This window comes from Rothia gullae (assembly GCF_024294905.1).
GTDB lineage: Bacteria > Actinomycetota > Actinomycetes > Actinomycetales > Micrococcaceae > Rothia.
Genome location: NZ_JANCOC010000007.1, coordinates 1 through 19,448, shown reverse-complemented (window position 1 = coordinate 19,448; position 19,448 = coordinate 1). Strand labels below are relative to the sequence as shown.

The following is a 19,448-nucleotide window of genomic DNA, read 5'->3' as shown; positions in this document are numbered from 1 at the left end:
AGCACAAAAGTATGCAGCACAAACGTAGGCATAAAGAAACCCTCCCGCCGCATCCAGAACGGATGCAACGGGAGGGTAGCAGCTAAAACAGCTTAGAGAGCGGACACCGGCTTATGAGTCACCTGACGCATAAACGGAATGGTTGCCAGCAGGCCCGCATAGACCAGCACCAGACCCAGCGCAATAGCGCCGCAGGTCAGACCGAACATCTTCGCCAGAACCTCACTGGGAAGACCCTGAGCCGCAATCAAAGCCGTCAGCGGCAGACCCAGTAGCGCAGAAATCACGCTGATGAGCACCAGCGGACCGAAGACCACAGTCAGGCGCGAAGCCTGCAGCAGCCTTGTGGGGGTACCCATCATATTCAGCGAAGAATACAGCGAACCACGCTCGTAAATGGCGGCGCTCTGGTTCAGCACTGCGGAGAGAGTGACCAGCAAATACGAGAAGAACAGCATCAGCAGCATGCCCTGGAAGATGTCATGCATGATGGTCATGAAGGGGCTGACAGCAGGACCGGCTTCCTTTGCGTCTTTGCTCATCTCACCCGCCAGAATCAGGATGGGTCCGAAGAAGGTCACCAAGAAGGTCGACAGCGCCACACCCGAAACCTGACGCCACGCCCCGCGCGGGGATTCCAGCACCGCACGGTAACCCAGCAGAACCGACGCCTTCTGGGTCATGCGCACACGAATCTTTGCGTACGCCCACACCAGGAAAGTACCAATCAGGTCGATAGCAATCATCATCAGCACACCCGGCAACGCAATGAAAATCGCCAGGTTCTTCATTGCGCTATCGGCCCCGCCGTTCTGGAAGGGCGAGAACATGCTGAAGCCCCTGGAGGTCGATGCCAGAATCATCACGGCAATGACCAGAACAACACCGATACCCAGGGCAATGTAGCCGGCGGATCCAGCCTTCGCGCGGGTGCGCACACCCAGCGGGCTGATGCTGACCTTCGCCAGGCCGAACAGGGAGCTCAGAGCCGCCAGGACCATACAGCCCAGGAAGCAGTAGAAAATCATGCTCACCGGCAGGAGCAGATTCTCAGCACCCAGCGGCACGTTCATAAAGTGCATGGCACCGAACGGGAAAATTAGCACCAGATAGAGCAACAGACCGATGATGAAACCCACGAAAGAGTACACCAGCGCGTCCGCAACCGACAGACCCACAATCAGGGTCGTGGAGGCACCAATCAGACGCAGGGATGCCAGACGCTCATCACGGCGGCGGGCACTCAAACGAGTAGCCGAAGCACCCAGGGTAAAGAGCGGAACAACCAGCACCAGAACGGCAACCCACGCCAAACCCATGTAGAGCTTCTGAATGCCCATTAGGTTGATCATTTCGTGGTCAACGTTGGCGTGGTCAAGCCACGTACTCAGCGCCTGAACACCACCGGCAACCGTCAAAAACAGCGCCGAGGAGGCGGCAAAAGCCAGCACGGGAAGAATCGCCTGCGAACTCCATAGGGTTCGCTTGGCGAGTAGAGCATAGATTTGCATTATGCACCTGCCTGAGACTGCGCGCCAAGGTTCTGAGCACTGGGGTTCTGCGCGGGAACACCGCCCTGGTTATTGCGCTGATCGCTCACGATCTGACCATCCTGCAGATACACCACGCGGGAGCACGCCGCCGCCACGTTCGGGTCGTGAGTAACCACCAGCAGAGTCTTACCCTGCTGCGGAATCATGGTCAGCAGCAGCGCCATCACCTCACGCGCGGTCTTCGAATCCAGCGCGCCGGTCGGCTCATCCGCGAAAGTCACGGGGGCACCGTTCACCTGGGAGCGAGCAATCGCCACACGCTGAGCCTGACCACCGGACATCTCACCCATACGGCGGTCCAGCATCTGCCCCAAACCCAGACGGTTCAGCAAATCAGCCGAAATAGAACGCGCCTGCTGGCGGGGAACACCGGCAATCATCGCGGCGAGGGAGACATTCTCTTCCGCGGTCAGCTCGGGAACCAGCAGACCTTGCTGGAACACGAAACCAAACGAGTTAGCGCGCAGGGAGGTGCGCTCACGCTCGCTAAGGGACTCCACCGCCACCTGACCGGCCGGGCCATTGAACAGCACAGAACCGGCATCGAGCTTGATAATACCCGAGAGTGCATGCAACAGGGTGGTCTTACCGGAACCGGAAGGACCCATAATCGCCACGGACTCACCGGGGAAAATATCGAGGCTCACGTTACGCAGCACCGGGTTGTTGCCGTAAGACTTGTGCAGGTTACGGGCAGAAATAATCGCACCGCGCGCGAAGGACGCCTGCTGCATCTGCTGAGGTGCCTGAGCCGGGTAGCCCTGCGGCTGACCCTGATAGTAGCCCGCCTGACTCGGCTGGTTAGGTTGGCCGGGCTGACCCTGCTGAGCGGAATACTGACCGGCAGGCTGCGCCGCCTGCGGAGGGGTCATTGAGTACGGGTTCTGAGCCTGGAACTGCGGGTTCTGAGATTGAGGATTCTGCGTCATGACAACCTTCATTGGGTATGAACTAACGGAAGTACTCTTCTATAATCTCAGCTTCTTGGCGGCTGACCCCTCCGTCTGAGGGCTGAAAAATATGGGAAAACCCTGAAAAAATTCGCCCGACGGGGCGTTCAACCACCCCGCAGCTCATACCGCGGTATGAGTGCGCCTCAGCAGAAGGGATAAGTCGCGTACCCCTTGAACTGCGCCGAGGCTTTGAACTGGGCGGCGGCCTTGAACTGCATGGAGGCAGTGCCATACTAGAAGGATGACCGACGCACAGAACACCCCCATCATCACTCCTGTAGCCAATCCCGAGGCAGGAACCCGCATTATCTTCCTGCGCCATGGCCAGACCGACTGGAACATTGACCACCGCTTCCAGGGCGGCACCGACATCCCCCTCAACGACACCGGCAGAGAGCAGGTCCGCACTGCTATCGGTGCCCTGCAGCAGGCAGTAGCTGAGGGCACCACCGTGGACACTATCGTCTCCTCACCCCTTTCCCGCGCCGTAGAAAGCGCCGAAATCGTAGCCGAAGGCCTGGGCGTACCCTACCGCGGTGCCGTTGACGGCTTCCAGGAACGTTCCTTTGGTGACCTGGAAGGCCAGATCGCTACCCGCGAGCTGATTCTCGCCTCCCGCCAGTCCAACAATGCTTTCAATGTGGAATCGAAGAAGGACTTCCTCGCCCGCTCCCTCGCGGCGCTGAACCGAGTCCGTCGCGAATACGAGGGTCAGACCGTTGTGGTCGCCGCGCACGGCATGCTGATTGCCCTGACCATGACCGCCTTGGTCGCTGAGCGCCACCCCGAACTACTCAACGATGACGGCATCTACCCGATCCCGGTGAACGCCTCTCTGACCGAGGTGCCCCTGCAGTACCTGGACGAGGCAATCGACCGCCTGGTTGTGCAGCACCTGGAGCCCGAGCTGAGCCCCGAAGAGGTCCCGGCGGGTGCCAAGAACACGACCCTCACCCTGATCCGTCACGGCCAGACCGACTGGAACAAGGCGAACCTGATGCAGGGCATCACCGACATTCCGCTCAATGACACCGGTCGCGAGCAGGCACGCGCCACCGGCAAGAAGCTCGCCGACATGGGTCTGGAATTCACCGTGCTGGTGTCCTCGCCGCTGTCCCGCGCCCACGAGACCGCGCAGCTGGTCGGTGAGCACTTCGACCTGCAGGTGTACAAGACCTACCCCGAACTGGTGGAACGCGCCTACGGTGCTGGCGAAGGCCTGGACATTCCCGCCCCCGAACGCCGCGCCCCGGAACGCTACTACCCGAACGTGGAGTCCGAACGTGACGTGTACATTCGTGCGGTGCGTACCCTGCGCAATATCGTGCGTGAACTCTCTGAAGGCTCGGGCGACCGGAAGATTATTGCCGTCAGCCACGGCAGCTTTATCCGCCGCGCCCTCTCCGCAGCAGCCGGTGAAGAATGGACCGTGACTGTGCCGAACGCCGAACCGCTCACGATTGACGTGCCGGGCCTGTTCGCGTGGGACTCGACCAAGCAGTTCGACGAGGCGGGTCGCCTTGTTTGGTAATGGACAACCCGGTAGCGGTCGCTCTAGCGCTCGCGTGTGGCGGCTGATTCTCTGGCCGGTCACGGCGCTCTACTGCGCGGTGGTGGCGAGTATCGTGTTCGCCCCCGTGCATGTGGACGATAACGAGACGGGCGGCCGCCTGGCGCAGCTGCTGGATACCGGTCACGCCGAGGGCTGGCTGCCTGCGTTTATCACCTATTCGAGCATCGAGCAGCTCTCGAATGTCATCATGTTTATTCCGGGCGGTTTTCTTTTTGCCCTGCTGCTCAAACCGAAGGCTCGCCCGTACGTGCTGTACTCGGGATTTTTGGTCAGCGCCTGCATTGAGACGATTCAGAGTTTCATGCCTGATCGTACCGGCGACCCGGTGGATGTGCTGATGAACGGTTCGGGTGCCCTGCTGGGTGCGGCGGGTGCTTTGGGCGTGCATCGTTGGCGCTGCGTGCGTCGCGAACGTCAAGGTAAATAAGGTTCTGTGCCCGGTGGAGGCGCTGGTTTCGAGGAGTCTCGCTGAGGGTTTTCGGAGCTGGCGCCTCCACTTTTTGCCCTGTGAGGGCGCCGTGTAAGTATTGGACACTGCGGGGATGGTGAGGGAGTAGGAAAACCCAACAGTTCATTAGATCAAACAGACATAAAAAGGCAGTAACTTCCGATATGGTGTGGTTTCTGTAGGGAACATTCGGGTAATATTCCAGCAAATACAGTGTTTTATATTGACTCACCCACAAAAACCCACATAAAATCAAGTATTGCCCTCAAGCGTTCTGATGGCTCACTGAAACCATGTCTCTCACGGTCATAAAAGCCGAGCAGAACACAGAAAAGAACGCACAAATTTCCTCCCACTAGCCCAAAGGAACACCAGATTTATGTTCGCAGAAGAACGCCGTGCCGAAATTGCAAAGCTTGTTGCCTCCGCACGTCGTGTCAACGGCGCTGACCTTGCGCGCCGTTATGATGTGACCATGGAGACCGTGCGTCGTGACCTCGCCGCGCTGGAAGAAGCAGGTAAGCTCCGCCGTGTCCACGGTGGTGCTGTCACCATTGAGCAGTCCACCTCCCTGGAGTCCTCCATCTCCTCCCGACAGGGTATGAACACTCCCGAAAAGCGCCGCATCGCCACCAAGGCATATCAGATGCTGCGTGACTCCGAGGCGGGCTCCATCGTCCTGGACGCCGGCTCCACCATTGAAGTTCTCGCCGACTACATCGGCGCCGAGAACTTCAGCCTCAAGACCGGCAATGACCGCATCCTTATCACCCACGCACTGCACATTGCAGTCAAGCTCGCCGAAGCCGAAGGCGTGACCCTTGAACTAGTTGGCGGTCAGCTGCGCAAGATGACTTGGGCTGCTGTTGGTGCACGCGCCGCAGAGCACTTCGGCACAATGCGCCCCGATATTGCTTTCATTGGTGCCAACGGTATTGAAGCCCACTTCGGCATCTCCACCCCCGGCATGAACGAAGCCATCGTCAAGACCGCAATTTGCAAGGCAGCCCGCCGCGTGGTCTTGCTCTGTGACTCCGCGAAGTTCGGTCAGGAATCCCTGGTCCGCTTCGCTGGATTTGAGGATATTGACACTCTCATTACTGATCGCGAGCCCGAAGGTGTCCTCCGTCAGGCACTCGAGGCCGCAAACGTTGAGATTGTGATTGCCTAATGATTATTACTTTGACCGCCAACCCCAGCCTGGACCGCACCATTGAACTCGGTGCGCCCCTGGCTCACGGTGCCGTGCAGCGTGCTGTCGGTGCCGTGCAGGATCCCGGTGGCAAAGGCGTGAATATTTCCCGCGCCCTGCAGGTTTCCAGCGTGCCGACCCTCGCCATTGTGCCCGGTGAAGCCACCGACCCGGTGCTGACCGCACTGCAGGCTGTGGACGTTGAGTTTGCTAACCTGCCCACCGGTGAGCCGATTCGCTCGAACATCACCGTGGTTGACCCGGATGGCACCACCACCAAGCTGAACGCCCCCGGCACTGTTTTTGATGCTGAACTGCGGCAGAAGCTGGACGAGCTGGTGGTTGAGCATTCCAAAGGTGCCGACTGGGTGGTTTTGGCTGGTTCGCTGCCTCCGGGTCTGGAACCGACCTACTATTCCAAGCTGGTTGCGGCACTGCGCGCCTCTGGCTACGAGGGCAAGATTGCTGTTGATACCTCTGAGGCGCCGCTGATTGCGACCGTCACCGGTGAACACAAGCCCACCCTGATTAAGCCCAACTCGGAGGAGCTGGCTCAGCTGACCGGTAGCGATAACTGGGAGGAGCTGGAGGCTAGCCCCGAGCTGACCGCCCGCACTGCCCAGAAGCTACTCGGCGACGGCATTGAGTACGTGCTTGCTACCCTCGGTGGCGGTGGTGCAGTGCTGGTGACCGAGCAGGGTATCTGGCATGCTGTGCACGAGCCGATTCAGGTTCGTAGCACTGTGGGTGCCGGTGACTCGTCGCTGTCAGGTTTCTTGATTGCTCAGACTCGTGGTGAGGATGCCCCCGGTTGTCTGGTTCGGGCGGTAGCTCACGGTTCGGCTGCTGCTGCTTTGCCTGGTACCTGTATGCCTTCGCTGGAGCAGACCACTCCTGAGAAGGTCACTGTTCGTCAGCTACAGCTCTAATTCTGGCTGTTTTCGCACCTCCAGCTTTTATTCTCAGAAGTGAATATAAGCTGGGATGCTGTGCACATATATACACACGTATCCGTACGCTACACACACAACACACTGCGCACACTTTGAACTCATATAGGGGAGAAGCCTGGCACCGCTGAACGAATCCCCGCCCCAACACATACCCGAGGAGGGAATATGTCTGATCTAATCACCGCAGATCTCGTCCTGCTGGACGAGAACCTCGGCGAGACCCGATTCGACGTAATTGCCAAGCTCGCCCAGGCAGTCGTAAATGCTGGACGCGCTACCGACTTCGAGCAGCTCTACGCGGCTACCGAGGCACGCGAATCCAAGACCGACACCGGTATCCCCGGCGGTATTGCGATTCCGCACTGCCGTAGTGCCGCCGTCACCGAGCCGACCCTGGCAATGGCGCGCCCCAACCCGGCAGTTTCCTTCGGCGCAAAGGACGGCCCCGCCGACCTGATTTTCTTCATCGTTGCACCCGATGGCGCTGACCAGGCGCACCTGAAGCTACTCTCCACCCTGGCACGCTCCCTGATGAAGAAGAGCTTCACCGCGTCTCTGCGCGAAGCCTCCTCGGCTGAAGAGATCGTTGAGCTGGTCAACGGTGCGCTCGGCGTGGGTGAGAAGAAGGCCGAGGCCAAGCCCGCCGAGGCTGCACCCGCCGCAGTTGCCGCCTCCGCTCAGGAAACCCCCGTTGCTTCGGCTCCGGTGAAGAAGATTGTTGCTGTGACCGCATGCCCCACTGGTATCGCTCACACCTACATGGCTGCCGACGCCCTCAAGTATGCTGCTGAAGAGCTCGGCTACGACCTGAAAGTTGAGACTCAGGGCTCCTCGGGTAATGAGGAGCTGACTCAGGCTGATATTGACGCCGCAGACGCCGTGATTTTTGCGGTGTCCGTGAACGTGCGTGAGCGTAACCGCTTCGCAGGTAAGCCCTTTGTTGAGTCTCCCGTCAAGCGCGGTATTGACGAGCCTAAGGAAATGATTGCGGAGGCTCTGGCTGAGGCTGAGAACCCCAATGGTGCCCGCGTTGCCGCTGCCGCATCCAGCGGTGAGGGCAGCGCAGGCGCTACCGAAGGCGCTTGGGGCTCGCGCATCTACAAGGCTGTGATGACCGGTATCTCCTACATGATTCCGTTCGTTGCTGCCGGAGGTATTCTGGTCGCCCTGGGCTTCGTTTTCGAGGCAATTACGGTGCCGAACCTTGGCGATGTGAACACCAAGGCGATTCTCGAATCGGCAACCCTGTTCAACCTCGGTGACGTGCACTGGACCCTGTACCTGGGTGCTGTTCTACAGACCATCGGTGGTTTCGGCCTGAGCTTGATGGTTCCGGCTCTTGCCGCGTACATTGCGTATGGTTTGGCTCAGCGTCCCGGTATTGCTCCGGGCTTCATCGCCGGGTCAGTGGCTCTTGCTGTGAACGCGGGCTTCCTTGGCGGTATTGTTGGCGGTATTCTCGCCGGTCTGATTGCGTACGCTCTGGGCACCCTGAAGTTGCCCCGCTGGCTTGGCTCGATGATGCCCGTGGTCATCACCCCGCTGGTGACTTCTCTGGTTGCCGGCCTGGCAATGTACCTGCTGCTCGGTGCGCCCCTGGCTTGGGTTATGACCACCCTGCAGGATTGGCTGACCTCCCTGTCTGGCGGTTCCGCTCTGCTGCTGGGTCTGATCATGGGTGCCATGATGGCTTCTGACCTGGGTGGCCCCATCAACAAGGCTGCTTACCTCTTCGCAACCGCTGGTTTGTCCTCGGGTGCGACTGTGAACCAGGAAATTATGGCTGCCGTCATTATTTCCGGTATGGTTCCGCCGCTGGCTATGGCTCTGGCAACCACCCTGCGTCCCAAGCTGTTCAACGAGAACGAGCGTGAGAACGGTAAGGCTGCGTGGCTGCTGGGTGCATCCTTCATCTCTGAGGGTGCTATTCCCTTCGCTTCGGCTGACCCGGCTCGCGTGATTCCTTCGACCATTGTTGGTGGCGCTATTGCCGGTGCAATCTCCATGGGTGCGCACGTGGCTTCCCCGGCTCCGCACGGTGGTATTTGGATTATTGGTCTGGCGCAGAACCCGCTGATGTTCCTGGTGGCTGTTGTTGCCGGTACCGTCGTTTCGGCGATGCTGTACGTGGTGCTGAAGTCCCTGGGTGTCCGCTCTAAGGCATCCGCGTAAAGGCCGTATAACCTCACCTTCATTTGATTGTCTGTTTGCAGGTGTGAGCGTGAAAAAACACGTTACACTGTAGACAAACCACAGATAGGACATGAACTCTATGACTACCTACAAGGGCGTCGGCGTATATGCCGGCCGCGTTATTGGCCCCGTTCTTCAGATGCCTAAGCCCATCGAGGAACCCAAGGACGGTCTGCGTCTGAACGGCGAAACCGCTGAGGCTGCAGCGCAGCGTATCAAGGACGCATCGGTCCGCGTTAAGGAAGACCTGCTGGCTCGCGCAGAGAACGCAGGCCGTGACGGTAAGGCTGTTCTGAAGTCCACCTCTCAGATGGCTACCGACCGTGCACTCATCAAGAGCGCTATCAAGCTGGTTGAGACTCAGGAGATGGCTCCCGAGCGCGCAATCTGGGAGGCTGCAACCTCCTTCGCAGACCAGATGGCTGCCCTGGGTGGCTACATGGCTGAGCGCGTTACCGACATCCACGACGTGCGTGCCCGCATCGTTGCTGAGCTGACCGGCCAGCAGGCTCCCGGCATCCCCGTTTCTGATGAGCCGTTCATCCTGGCTGCTATTGACCTGGCACCGGCTGATACCGCGACTCTGGACCCCGAGAAGGTTATCGCACTGATCACCTCTGACGGTGGCCCCCAGGCACACACCGCTATTCTGGCTCGCGGCCTGGGCCTGCCCGCTATTGTGGCTGCTAAGGGCGTGACCGATATTGCTGACGGCACCATCGTCTATGTGGACTCCAATGAAGGTATCGTTGACACCGAGCCCACCGACGCTGACCGCGAAGCAGCAATCAAGTACGCAAACCGTAAGCCCGTTGCTGACTTCGATGGTCAGGGTGTGCTGGCTGACGGCACCCGCGTTGAGCTGTACGCAAACGTTGGTGACGGCAAGTCAGCTGAGAAGGCGGCAAGCCTGAAGGCTGAGGGTGTTGGCCTGCTCCGCACTGAGTTCGGCTTCCTGGGCCACGACGCTGAGCCTTCCATCGAGACTCAGGCTAAGACCTACAAGTCCGTGTTTGACGCATTCCCCGGCAAGCACATCGTGGTTCGTACCCTGGACGCTGGCGCTGACAAGCCCCTGCCGTTCCTGAACGTGAACCCCGAGGAGAACCCCGCACTGGGTGTTCGCGGTTTCCGTACCGACTGGACCGTTCCTGGCGTTCTGACCCGTCAGCTGGAGGCTATTAAGGTTGCTTCGGAGAACTCCGACGCTGACATCTGGGTTATGGCTCCGATGATTTCGACCACCTCTGAGGCACGCAACTTCGCGAACATGCTCAAGGAGATTGGCCTGCCCGTTCACGGTGTGATGGTTGAGACCCCCGCAGCTGTGATGAACGCTGAGGCTATCCTGGGCGAGGTCGACTTCGTGTCCATCGGCACCAACGACCTGACCCAGTACACCATGGCAGCTGACCGTCTGCTCGGCGACCTGGCACACCTGAACAACCCCTGGCAGCCTGCAGTGCTGAAGATGATTAAGATGACCGTTGAGGGTGCTCAGCGTGCATCGGTCACCGCGGGTAAGAAGAAGTACGTGAGCGTCTGTGGTGAGGCTGCGGCTGACCCGGCTCTGGCTGTTGTTCTGATTGGTCTGGGTGTTGACACCCTATCCATGAATGCTGGCGCTATCCCCGCTGTGGCTGCGGTTCTGAAGTCTGTGACCAAGGAGAAGGCACAGCAGATTGCGGCTATCGCTCTGCAGCAGATTTCTTCTGCTGAGGCGAAGGAGAGCGCACGCCAGGCTCTGCCGATTCTGGAAGAGCTGGGCCTCTAAGCCTTAAAACGATTCAGGGGCAGCCTGCCGCCCCTTGATGGGGTGTGCTGGGCGGTGCCTAAGTCCATAAAAATGCCGGGTGTAGAGTTTTATTTCTGCATCCGGCATTTTTGGTACTTGTTAGCGTATGGCTGAACGGTACAATTTATAGGGTAAGGGCGGGTCCTAAAGCGCCCCGTTCATTTAGAATAGGTACTGATATATTTTCGGTTCCTTAATCAAAGGAGAAACATAATGGCAGAGCGCGAAGCCACTATTGCAAGCCGTGTTGGCCTGCACGCACGTCCGGCAGCTATCTTTGCTGAGGCAGCTGGCGACCTCCCCGTTGAGGTGACCATCGCTGCTAAGGGTGAGCCCGCAGATGAGGCTATGGACGCTGCATCGATTCTGTCCCTGATGTCCCTGGGTGCAAAGCACGGCGACGTTGTTGTCCTGCGCGCTGAGGGTGAAGGTGCTGAAGAGGCTCTGGACTCGCTGGTTAAGATCCTCGAGACCGACCACGACGCTGAGTAATTGACTTTCGCCTTTGAGGTAACCCCGAGCAGTACGCTTCAGATGCTGTGAAGGCTACAGCCTTAAGGTGTGAATATCCCGTCACTTCGGTGGCGGGATATTTTTTTGTTATGAATAATTCATTTCTTATTGAGGTGCGAGTGGGGGAGGGGGTAGGTGGAGGATATTTCTCTGCAAATCTTAATGTATATATAACCTTTATTTTTCCTCGAAAATAGCTCTAGAAATATCTCTCAAAATATCTTCTGTGCAGTAGTAAGCTGGATTTCTCTTCATATCAATGAAGCTTTCTGCCGTAAGTGCCGCAGAGCGCTTTTTGCTCACAAAATCACCGGGCAGAAAAGTGATATTTCTGCTCTTCAGTGCTACCGCAGAATCGTGCCCTTGTTAGACTAAAAAGGCACTGTCTATCTGGGAGGGACATTGGCAGAATCGAGGAACACCCCCGCGACCTCCACATCGCGGGAAGCTTCGCATGCAGGCGAAGCAAACACTGCCGCAACGGAAGGAAGCGAGCAGAATACCACCGCGGGCTATATCACCGGTAAACGCGGTTTTCCCCTGGTTTCACTAGATCAGGTCACCGACGAGAAATTGCGCCGCGTGCTGGCTCAGCAGGCCGCCTCCGCGAAGAACCAGGAGGGCACCGTCGCTGCAGAAGCTGTCAGCGAGGTACTGCAGGAGGCCGCAGCGAATATGGGCATTACCGCGCAGGAGCCGGTTGAACCCGCCAGCGACCCCGAACTGACCCCTAACGGCCACGGCGCGCGTACCGTCATCGACCCCTCCCTTGTGCCTGATGATGAGCTGGATGCGTACCGTGAGGACCCGAACCCCGTCACCTCCAGCAACTTGGTAACCGAGGCGGCGCTGATTCGCCCCTCCCAGCCTGTGCCCATGACTGGCATGATCCCGCAGGTGCCCAACTCTCACGCAGCCCGACGCTACGGTGCGGAGCCTACCGCCGTGCCGAAGACCGGGCCTGTCTCGATGCCCACCACCTCCGTACCGCTGGTTGAGGCCGGCTCTCGGGGCCTGTTTGGGCGCGGTAGCGGTGGTCGCTGGGGTTCGCGTCGCTTCCGCTCCTTCGTGCGCACTGAGGAGGCGGCACCCGCCGCCCCGCGCGGTGCCCAGCGCATTGCCCAGCGCCAGTTCGTGCCGACTATCCGGTCTGGCGAGCATGAGCGCCGTGAGGCGTTCCGCCGTGAGAAGGAGTACGCACGCGATACCCTGAACTTCACCCTGCGCCTGGCGGAGGCGATGTTCCACTACGGCGCGGACGCAATGGACGTGGACTCGGCGATTATTGCGGTGTCTTCGGCGTACGGGCTGGACTCGGTGGAAGTCGACATTACGAACCAGTCGGTGACCATCAACTACACGTCGGACCCCGATATTTACATGGAGTCCCGCATTGCCAAGCGCAATGTGAATGCTGACGAGCGCTTTACCCACACCCTGGTGCGTGTGGTGCGTTCCTCCACGGAGAACTATGAGGCGCTTTCTGAGGTGTACGGCCTGATCTACAAGATCACTCGCGGCGGTATGACCCTGGAAATGGCTGATTTGAAGTTGAACCAGATTACGCACCGCCCCAAGCCGTTTCCGCCTCTGGTGGTGTGGCTGGCGAACCTGGCGTGTGCCGGAACCCTGACGGCGGCGCTGGGTGCGAGCTTTGCGACGGCGTTGAGTGCGGCGATTATTTTTATTCCGGTGTACCTGCTGATTCAGTGGTTGAGTTCGATTGGTATTCCGGCGTTCTTCCGTATGGCTGCTAGTGCGGGTCTGATGACCTTCTTAGCGATTTGGCTAGGCGGTGAGGGATCCATTCTTTCGGTGTTGCAGCGTCAGGGGGAGGCGATTTCGGCGCCTCTGGTGGTGGCTGCGGGCATGATTATGTTCTTGCCGACTCCGCGTCTGGTGGGTGCCGTGCAGGATGCGATTAATGGCTTCCCGGTGACGGCTGCGGGTCGTTTCGTGTCTACGGGCATGAGCTTCTTGGGCCTGGTGGTTGGCATTGCAACCGCGGTGAGTGCAATCAATATTTTCAACGGCCCGACCCTGGATATTGAGCAGCTGCGTTTTGAGCCGACGACCCCGCTGGTGGCGTCGTTCTTCTTCCTGGTGGCGATTGCGACCTTTGCGATTACCTTGCAGACGAAGCTGGTGAAGGTCGGGTGGCTGATGGTCATTACGGGCTGCGGTCTGGCGGCGTATTACGGTTATGAGCTGCTGGCTGGTCCGAGTACTGGTCGCGGTCCGACGGCGTGTGCGGCGGTTGTGATTGGTGCGTTGAGCACGTATTTTGCGTACCGTTTGCATGTGCCTCAGGCAATCTTCTCGATTCCTGCGATTACGTTCTTGCTGCCTGGTCTGTCGTTCTTCCGCGGCATGTATTTGTTGACGGTTGAGACGGACGTGATTCTGGGTATGCAGAATATGATTACGGCGGTTTCGATTGTGGTGGCGATGGCTTCGGGTGTTGCGTTAGGTAATTACACGATGCAGTATGCGCTGCAGCATTTTACGACTCCGCGAAACGTGGAACCGGCGGATTCTTAGCTCTTTTTCAAGTGTATATAGCCAATATTGCATATATTGGATGCAGGGAAGGGGCGGTAGCTTGCGAGTTCAACTCACAGGCTACCGCCCCTTCACTAGGCCTATTGCGCCAGCTCCTACACCGGCTCTTGTGCTGCGCCTAGCGGACCGTCCTAGCAGACCGTCCTATCGGACCGTCCAATCCACCGGCTCAGCACCCTGCTGTACCAGCAAAGAATTCACCGTCGAAAACGGGCGCGACCCAAAGAAACCACGACGAGCAGATAGCGGCGAAGGATGCGCCGACTCCACGCTCGGGTACGGCTGCAACATAGGTGCGCACTTGCGCGCATCCGCACCCCACAGCAGACCCACCAGAGGCTGGTTGCGCGCCACCAGGGCACGGATAGCGCACTCGGTAATCTCCTCCCAACCCTTGCCGCGGTGTGAACCCGCATCAGACTCGCGCACCGTCAAAACCCTGTTGAGCAGCATGACACCCTCATCAGCCCAACAGGACAGATCGCCGTAATCAGCCGGGGCGATACCCAGATCGTCTTCAAGTTCCTTGTAAATATTGCTCAGCGAACGAGGCAACGGCATACCGCGGTGTACCGAGAATGACAGACCCATCGCATTGCCCGGAGTAGGGTAGGGGTCCTGACCAATAATGAGGACCTTCACCCCGCTCATCGGGCGGCGGAACGCATTGAAAATATCGGCCGCAGGCGGGAAAGTACGGTACCCCGCCGCGTGCTCCTCACGCAGGAAAGCACCCATGGCGTGAATCTGCTCTTCGACGGGGGCGAGTGCTGCCGCCCAATCCTCGCTCATAATGCTGCTGAGGGGCTGGTTCATGAATCTCCTCGGGAATCTCCTGGTACTGATGCGACCCGGACGGTGACGGTGCCGGGCGCGGGATGAACGTTTCTCTTCTAGACTGAGTTTCTCTTCTAGGCTAGGTTTTCTTCTAGACTAGGGGATGACGGATACACGCGCTAGGAGACGCCAGCCGCGGCAGGCGAGCTACAGACAGGAGGGAACGTGTCAGAACAGGAACGAGCTGAAACCGCGCAAACCCAACCGGAAGTAGAAAACCAGCCGGAAGCACAGAGCCAACCCGGTGGCCTGACTCCGGTGGAGCGCCGCATCCTTGAGGTGGAGCGCCGTCGCTTCAAGCACCAGGGCTCCAAAGAGAAGGCGATTATCGCCGCCGGATTCAGCCCGATTGCCTACTACCAGCGCCTGAACGTGATGCTGGACGATGAGCGGGTACGCGCCGCAGCGCCGCAGATTATCGACATTCTGCGCGCCCGCCGAGATGCTGACTAGGGGCTCAAACTGGGGGAGTCGTGCGAGCTTTCCAACTCCTGCTTTCAACCCCGCACACCTCAAGTTTAACCAGAGGTTGAACACTGTGCGGTGTCCATCTCTTTCCCAGCCGGTTGCGGGGCGTTCACGTTGGTTCTCGCTAGTTGAGACGGTACTCTAGGTACTAGAACACCAAGACCGCACCTTCCGCAGCCACGCCCGCGCGCCATGCAGGACGGTACGGTACCAGCCGGTAAACAGAGACCCGTGAAATGAGGATAAATGAGCTACCCCCGCGACGAATTTGACGAGGTAGACGAAACCACCGCCCGCCGCGGAACCTACCGCGCGGTCAATGCTGACCCGGCAAAGAGCCCCAAGGGCGCCATTCCCCTGGTAGCTGCAGGCGTAGTGGGTCTGCTCATCGGCGGCGCAATGTACGTGTACGCGCCGCGCACCGCCTCCCCGCAGTATTCGGCGTCCACCGCTACGAGTAGCTCCGCCCCCGCAAGCGCCTCGGCGTCCTCTGCCCCGGCTAAGGCTTCCGCTTCGGCAAGCCCCACGAAGACCGGTCTGGCTGAGTCCATTTCTGTGGCGGTCTACAATGCGGCGGCTCCGGCGGGTAGCGCCTCCAGGGCGGCGGCTCTGCTGACCGGTTACACCATCAACGAGACGGCAAACTACACGGGTGTGGCACCGGCAACCAGTGTGGTCTACTACGCTGAGGACTACCAGTCGCAGGCGCAGAGCATCGCCTCCAAGCTGGATATTTCGCAGGTGCGCCAGGCAACTTCCGATGTGCAGATGGGCAACCACGATGTCATTGTGATTCTGTCGTCGGATTACACCGGCTAAGGTCTAGCGCGCATTGCTTCTGTAATTACAAGTTTTCATTAACCCCACCCGTGCTATCCCACCGATGCACAGGGCGGGGTTGATGCTTTTAATACCCCTCCCGCACTCCCGGCGGGTACACCTGTAACGCCCCTTTTAGCGGGGTTGATGAGCGCAGATTAAGCACTGGGCGATTAACCCTTCAACCTTGGGCTTAAACGTTTGCTCCATGCCGGTGCGGGTGCCACAATTGATGTAGCATTCGGGTGCTGTATGACCTGCTCTGCCCGTGCCTTACGTAACGGGGGCGCTGTGGAGGGGAAGCCCCGATTTTAGATGTACCGCACCCGCAGGGGTGAAGGAAAAATCCGATCGTCCAGGAGGACACTTATGGCAAAGCTCATTGCTTTTGACGAAGAGGCACGCCGCGGCCTTGAGCGCGGTTTGAACACCCTCGCCGATGCAGTGAAGGTGACCCTTGGCCCCCGCGGCCGCAACGTTGTGCTGGAGAAGGCGTGGGGCGCCCCCACCATCACCAACGACGGTGTCTCGATCGCTAAGGAAATCGAGCTGGAGGATCCGTACGAGAAGATTGGTGCGGAGCTCGTCAAGGAAGTTGCTAAGAAGACTGACGACATCGCAGGTGACGGTACCACCACCGCTACCGTTCTGGCTCAGGCACTGGTCCGCGAGGGCCTGCGCAACGTGGCTGCTGGCGCTGACCCGCTGAGCCTCAAGCGCGGTATTGAGAAGGCTGTTGAGGCTGTGACCGAGGCTCTGCTCTCCTCCGCGAAGGAAGTTGAGACCGAGGAAGAGATTGCTGCAACCGCATCTATTTCCGCTGGCGACGCTGAGATCGGCAAGCTCATTGCTGAGGCAATGGAGAAGGTTGGCAAGGAAGGCGTCATCACCGTTGAGGACTCCAACACTTTCGGTCTGCACCTCGAACTGACTGAGGGTATGCGCTTCGACAAGGGCTTCCTGTCCGGTTACTTTGTGACCGACCCGGAGCGTCAGGAAGCAGTCCTGGAGGACCCCTACATCCTGGTTGTGAACCAGAAGATTTCGAACGTTAAGGACCTCGTCCCCGTCCTGGAGAAGGTCATGCAGTCCGGCAAGCCGCTGCTGATTGTTGCTGAGGACGTTGAGGGTGAGGCTCTGGCTCTGCTGGTGCTGAACAAGATGCGCGGCTCCATCAAGTCTGTTGCTGTGAAGGCTCCGGGCTTCGGTGACCGCCGTAAGGCTCAGATGGCTGATATTGCTATCCTGACCGGTGGCCAGGTCATTACCGAAGAGGTCGGCCTGTCCCTGGATGCAGCAACCCTGGACATGCTCGGTTCCGCCCGCAAGGTCGTTGTGACCAAGGACGAGACCACCATCATCGAGGGTGCAGGCGACGCAGCAGCTATTGAGGGTCGCGTGGCTCAGATCCGCGCAGAGATCGCTAACTCTGACTCCGACTACGACCGTGAGAAGCTGCAGGAGCGCCTGGCTAAGCTCGCCGGTGGCGTTGCTGTGCTGAAGGCTGGTGCCGCAACTGAGGTTGAGCTGAAGGAACGCAAGCACCGCATCGAGGATGCTGTGCGTAACGCTAAGGCTGCTGTTGAGGAGGGTATTGTCCCCGGTGGTGGCGTTGCTCTGATTCAGGCTGGCGTGAAGGTCTTCGACAAGCTGGAGCTGACCGGTGACGAGGCGACCGGCGCGAACATTGTGCGCGTGGCTATTGACGCACCGCTGAAGCAGATTGCTGCTAACGCTGGCCTGGAGCCGGGCGTTGTGGTTGACCGCGTTCGTTCCCTGCCTGCTGGTACCGGCCTGAACGCTGCAACCGGCGAGTACGAGGACCTGATGGCTGCTGGTATTGCTGACCCGGTGAAGGTGACCCGTTCGGCTCTGCAGAACGCTGCGTCGATTGCTGGTCTGTTCCTGACCACTGAGGCTGTTGTTGCCAACAAGCCGGAGCCCGCTGGTGCGGCTGCTCCCGGTGCGGACGGCATGGCAGGCATGATGTAGTAGAAATTTATCCCTGATGGGGTAAATTTCTACGGAATCCGTGGCACGCGAAGCGTGACACGGTGGTGACCCGGCGCTGGTACTCAAACCATAACTTTTGTCCCTGATGGGGCAAAAAGTTATGGAATCCGAAGGGCACGAAGTGGCCTTCGGTGGTGAGATGCCGCTGGAAGCTAACCCGGCATAATCCCACCGTATCCGTATGAGGCGGGGGCGACTACCCATGAAGGGTGGCCGCCTCCGCTTTTGTGTGCCCATGCGTCCTGTCCCGCCGGCGGAGGCGGTAGAATGGCTCCTTATGGAATGCGCCTATTTTCGTGATGACCTCTGCTCCTCCTGCCCCAGTATTGAGACCGTCTGCACCGCGCAGGTGCAGGCGAAGCAGGAGCATGCCCGCGCCCTGCTTGCCGCCTACCCGCAGCTGCAGTGGCTGGAACCGGTGACCAGCGCGGAGGCGGGCTTCCGTAACAAGGCGAAGCTCATGGTGGGCGGTTCGGCGAAGAACCCGACCCTCGGCATTGTGGATTACCGTACGGGTGCCTCCACGGATCTTGGAGAATGCCCGCTCTATATGGAGTCGATTCAGGCGGCTATTCCGGTGCTGCGTGAGCTGATTCAGCGCGCAGATCTGGCCCCTTATGATATTCCGAATCGTCGCGGTGAGCTGAAGAATATTCTGGTGACGGCTTCGGCGGCGGGTGAGCTGATGGTGCGTTTCGTGCTGCGCTCGAAGAAGCTTCTGGTGCCGATTCGCCGCCAGATGGACTGGCTGCAGGAGCAACTACCGAACCTGGCGGTGCTGTCGGTGAACCTGCTGCGTGAACCGGTGGCGCGCGTTGAGGGCGATGAGGAGATTATCCTTTCGGAGCGTCAGACCCTGCCGATGCAGGTGAACGACCTGACCCTGCATTTGCGCCCGCAGAGCTTCTTTCAGACGAACACGAAGGTTGCTGAGGTGATGTACGCGCAGGGCCGCGAGTGGGTGCGTGAGGTGGCTCCGCGCTCGCTGTGGGACCTGTACTGCGGCGTGGGCGGTTTTGCCCTGCATGCCGCCTCGGTGATGGACGGCGGCTCGGTGACCGGCATTGAGATTAGTGCGGAGGCGGTCGCTTCGGCGCAGCGCACGGTGGCTGAGTACGGCTTGGAGGGCGTGAACTTTTCGGCGCAGGACGCGCCGGAGTTCGCGGTGTCTTCGGGGACGGTGCCGCAGATGCTGGTGGTGAACCCGCCGCGCCGCGGTATTGGTGAGAGCTTGTGCGCGTGGATTGAGGGTTCGGGTATTGACCGTGTGGTGTATTCGAGCTGTAATGCGGTGACTTTGGCGAAGGACCTGGATCGCATGCCTTCGTATGCGCCGGTGCAGGGCCGCATGCTGGATATGTTCCCGCATACGGACCATTACGAGGTCATGGTGCTGCTGCAGCGGCAGTAGCAGCCTTTATACGTGTAGGCGGTGGCGCCTCGGAGATAACCCTCCGATGCGTCACCGCCTTTTTCACGCCTATTGTCGGGGGGGGGGGGGGTTGTGTGGGGGCGTTTGGCCTTGGGGGCGGGATTCCCCGCCCCGTCCCCCCCCGGCCCCCCGGGGGGCGGGGGG

15 protein-coding genes are annotated in these 19,448 nt (G+C 59.5%); 12 read left to right on the top strand and 3 right to left on the bottom strand.

Translation table 11 applies throughout. From position 1 onward, the window contains the following. Positions 1-92 precede the first annotated feature (92 nt). Together NML54_RS05435 and NML54_RS05430 are read right to left on the bottom strand one after the other, a co-directional pair. Complete coding sequence (locus NML54_RS05435) at positions 93-1,511, bottom strand: ABC transporter permease family protein (RefSeq protein WP_254756436.1); 1,419 nt, start codon at positions 1,509-1,511, stop codon at positions 93-95. Then, the gene (locus NML54_RS05430) at positions 1,511-2,482 is read right to left on the bottom strand and encodes an ABC transporter ATP-binding protein (RefSeq protein ID WP_254756434.1); all 972 of its coding nucleotides are present in this window, start codon (positions 2,480-2,482) and stop codon (positions 1,511-1,513) included. Before NML54_RS05430 ends, NML54_RS05435 begins: the two co-directional genes overlap by 1 nt. Before the next feature lie 265 nt (positions 2,483-2,747). Between NML54_RS05430 and NML54_RS05425 the strand changes: the two genes are divergently transcribed. The 8 genes from NML54_RS05425 to NML54_RS05390 all read left to right on the top strand — a co-directional run bounded on the left by NML54_RS05425 (position 2,748) and on the right by NML54_RS05390 (position 13,714). Further along, positions 2,748-4,037, top strand: coding sequence for a histidine phosphatase family protein (locus NML54_RS05425; protein WP_254756432.1), 1,290 nt, complete (start codon positions 2,748-2,750; stop codon positions 4,035-4,037). Continuing rightward, positions 4,027-4,506: a VanZ family protein gene (locus tag NML54_RS05420; protein WP_254756430.1), complete on the top strand. Its 480-nt coding sequence runs from the start codon at positions 4,027-4,029 to the stop codon at positions 4,504-4,506. Before NML54_RS05425 ends, NML54_RS05420 begins: the two co-directional genes overlap by 11 nt. A 400-nt stretch (positions 4,507-4,906) precedes the next feature. Continuing rightward, positions 4,907-5,698, top strand: a complete 792-nt coding sequence (locus tag NML54_RS05415) for a DeoR/GlpR family DNA-binding transcription regulator (RefSeq protein ID WP_254756428.1) — start codon at positions 4,907-4,909, stop codon at positions 5,696-5,698. Continuing rightward, positions 5,698-6,648 carry a 1-phosphofructokinase family hexose kinase gene (locus NML54_RS05410; protein WP_254756426.1) on the top strand — a complete coding sequence of 317 codons (951 nt, stop codon included), beginning with the start codon at positions 5,698-5,700 and terminating at the stop codon, positions 6,646-6,648. Before NML54_RS05415 ends, NML54_RS05410 begins: the two co-directional genes overlap by 1 nt. Positions 6,649-6,837: 189 nt before the next feature. Then, positions 6,838-8,844 (top strand): PTS fructose transporter subunit IIABC, encoded by a 2,007-nt coding sequence (locus NML54_RS05405; protein WP_254756424.1) that lies wholly within the window; start codon positions 6,838-6,840, stop codon positions 8,842-8,844. A gap of 100 nt (positions 8,845-8,944) precedes the next feature. Continuing rightward, positions 8,945-10,639, top strand: coding sequence for a phosphoenolpyruvate--protein phosphotransferase (gene ptsP, locus NML54_RS05400; RefSeq protein ID WP_254756422.1), 1,695 nt, complete (start codon positions 8,945-8,947; stop codon positions 10,637-10,639). Positions 10,640-10,873: 234 nt separating this feature from the next. Next, positions 10,874-11,152 carry an HPr family phosphocarrier protein gene (locus NML54_RS05395; protein ID WP_005504506.1) on the top strand — a complete coding sequence of 93 codons (279 nt, stop codon included), beginning with the start codon at positions 10,874-10,876 and terminating at the stop codon, positions 11,150-11,152. A gap of 423 nt (positions 11,153-11,575) precedes the next feature. Beyond that, a complete protein-coding gene (locus NML54_RS05390) occupies positions 11,576-13,714 on the top strand; it encodes a threonine/serine exporter family protein (RefSeq protein WP_254756420.1) in 2,139 nt (712 codons plus the stop codon). Between the two features lie 165 nt (positions 13,715-13,879). Here the strand turns inward: NML54_RS05390 and NML54_RS05385 are convergent, their stop codons facing one another. After that, a complete protein-coding gene (locus tag NML54_RS05385; RefSeq protein WP_254756418.1) occupies positions 13,880-14,551 on the bottom strand; it encodes a uracil-DNA glycosylase in 672 nt (223 codons plus the stop codon). Between the two features lie 186 nt (positions 14,552-14,737). On the opposite strand from NML54_RS05385, the gene NML54_RS05380 reads away from it, so the two are divergent. From NML54_RS05380 to rlmC, 4 genes are all read left to right on the top strand, one after another. Further along, complete coding sequence (locus tag NML54_RS05380; protein ID WP_254756416.1) at positions 14,738-15,025, top strand: DUF3263 domain-containing protein; 288 nt, start codon at positions 14,738-14,740, stop codon at positions 15,023-15,025. Positions 15,026-15,286: 261 nt separating this feature from the next. After that, positions 15,287-15,859, top strand: coding sequence for a LytR C-terminal domain-containing protein (locus NML54_RS05375; RefSeq protein ID WP_254756414.1), 573 nt, complete (start codon positions 15,287-15,289; stop codon positions 15,857-15,859). Between the two features lie 369 nt (positions 15,860-16,228). Further along, positions 16,229-17,851: a chaperonin GroEL gene (gene groL / locus NML54_RS05370; RefSeq protein ID WP_005504512.1), complete on the top strand. Its 1,623-nt coding sequence runs from the start codon at positions 16,229-16,231 to the stop codon at positions 17,849-17,851. Positions 17,852-18,149: 298 nt separating this feature from the next. Further along, positions 18,150-19,283: a 23S rRNA (uracil(747)-C(5))-methyltransferase RlmC gene (gene rlmC, locus NML54_RS05365; RefSeq protein ID WP_254756580.1), complete on the top strand. Its 1,134-nt coding sequence runs from the start codon at positions 18,150-18,152 to the stop codon at positions 19,281-19,283. Positions 19,284-19,448: the final 165 nt, after the last annotated feature.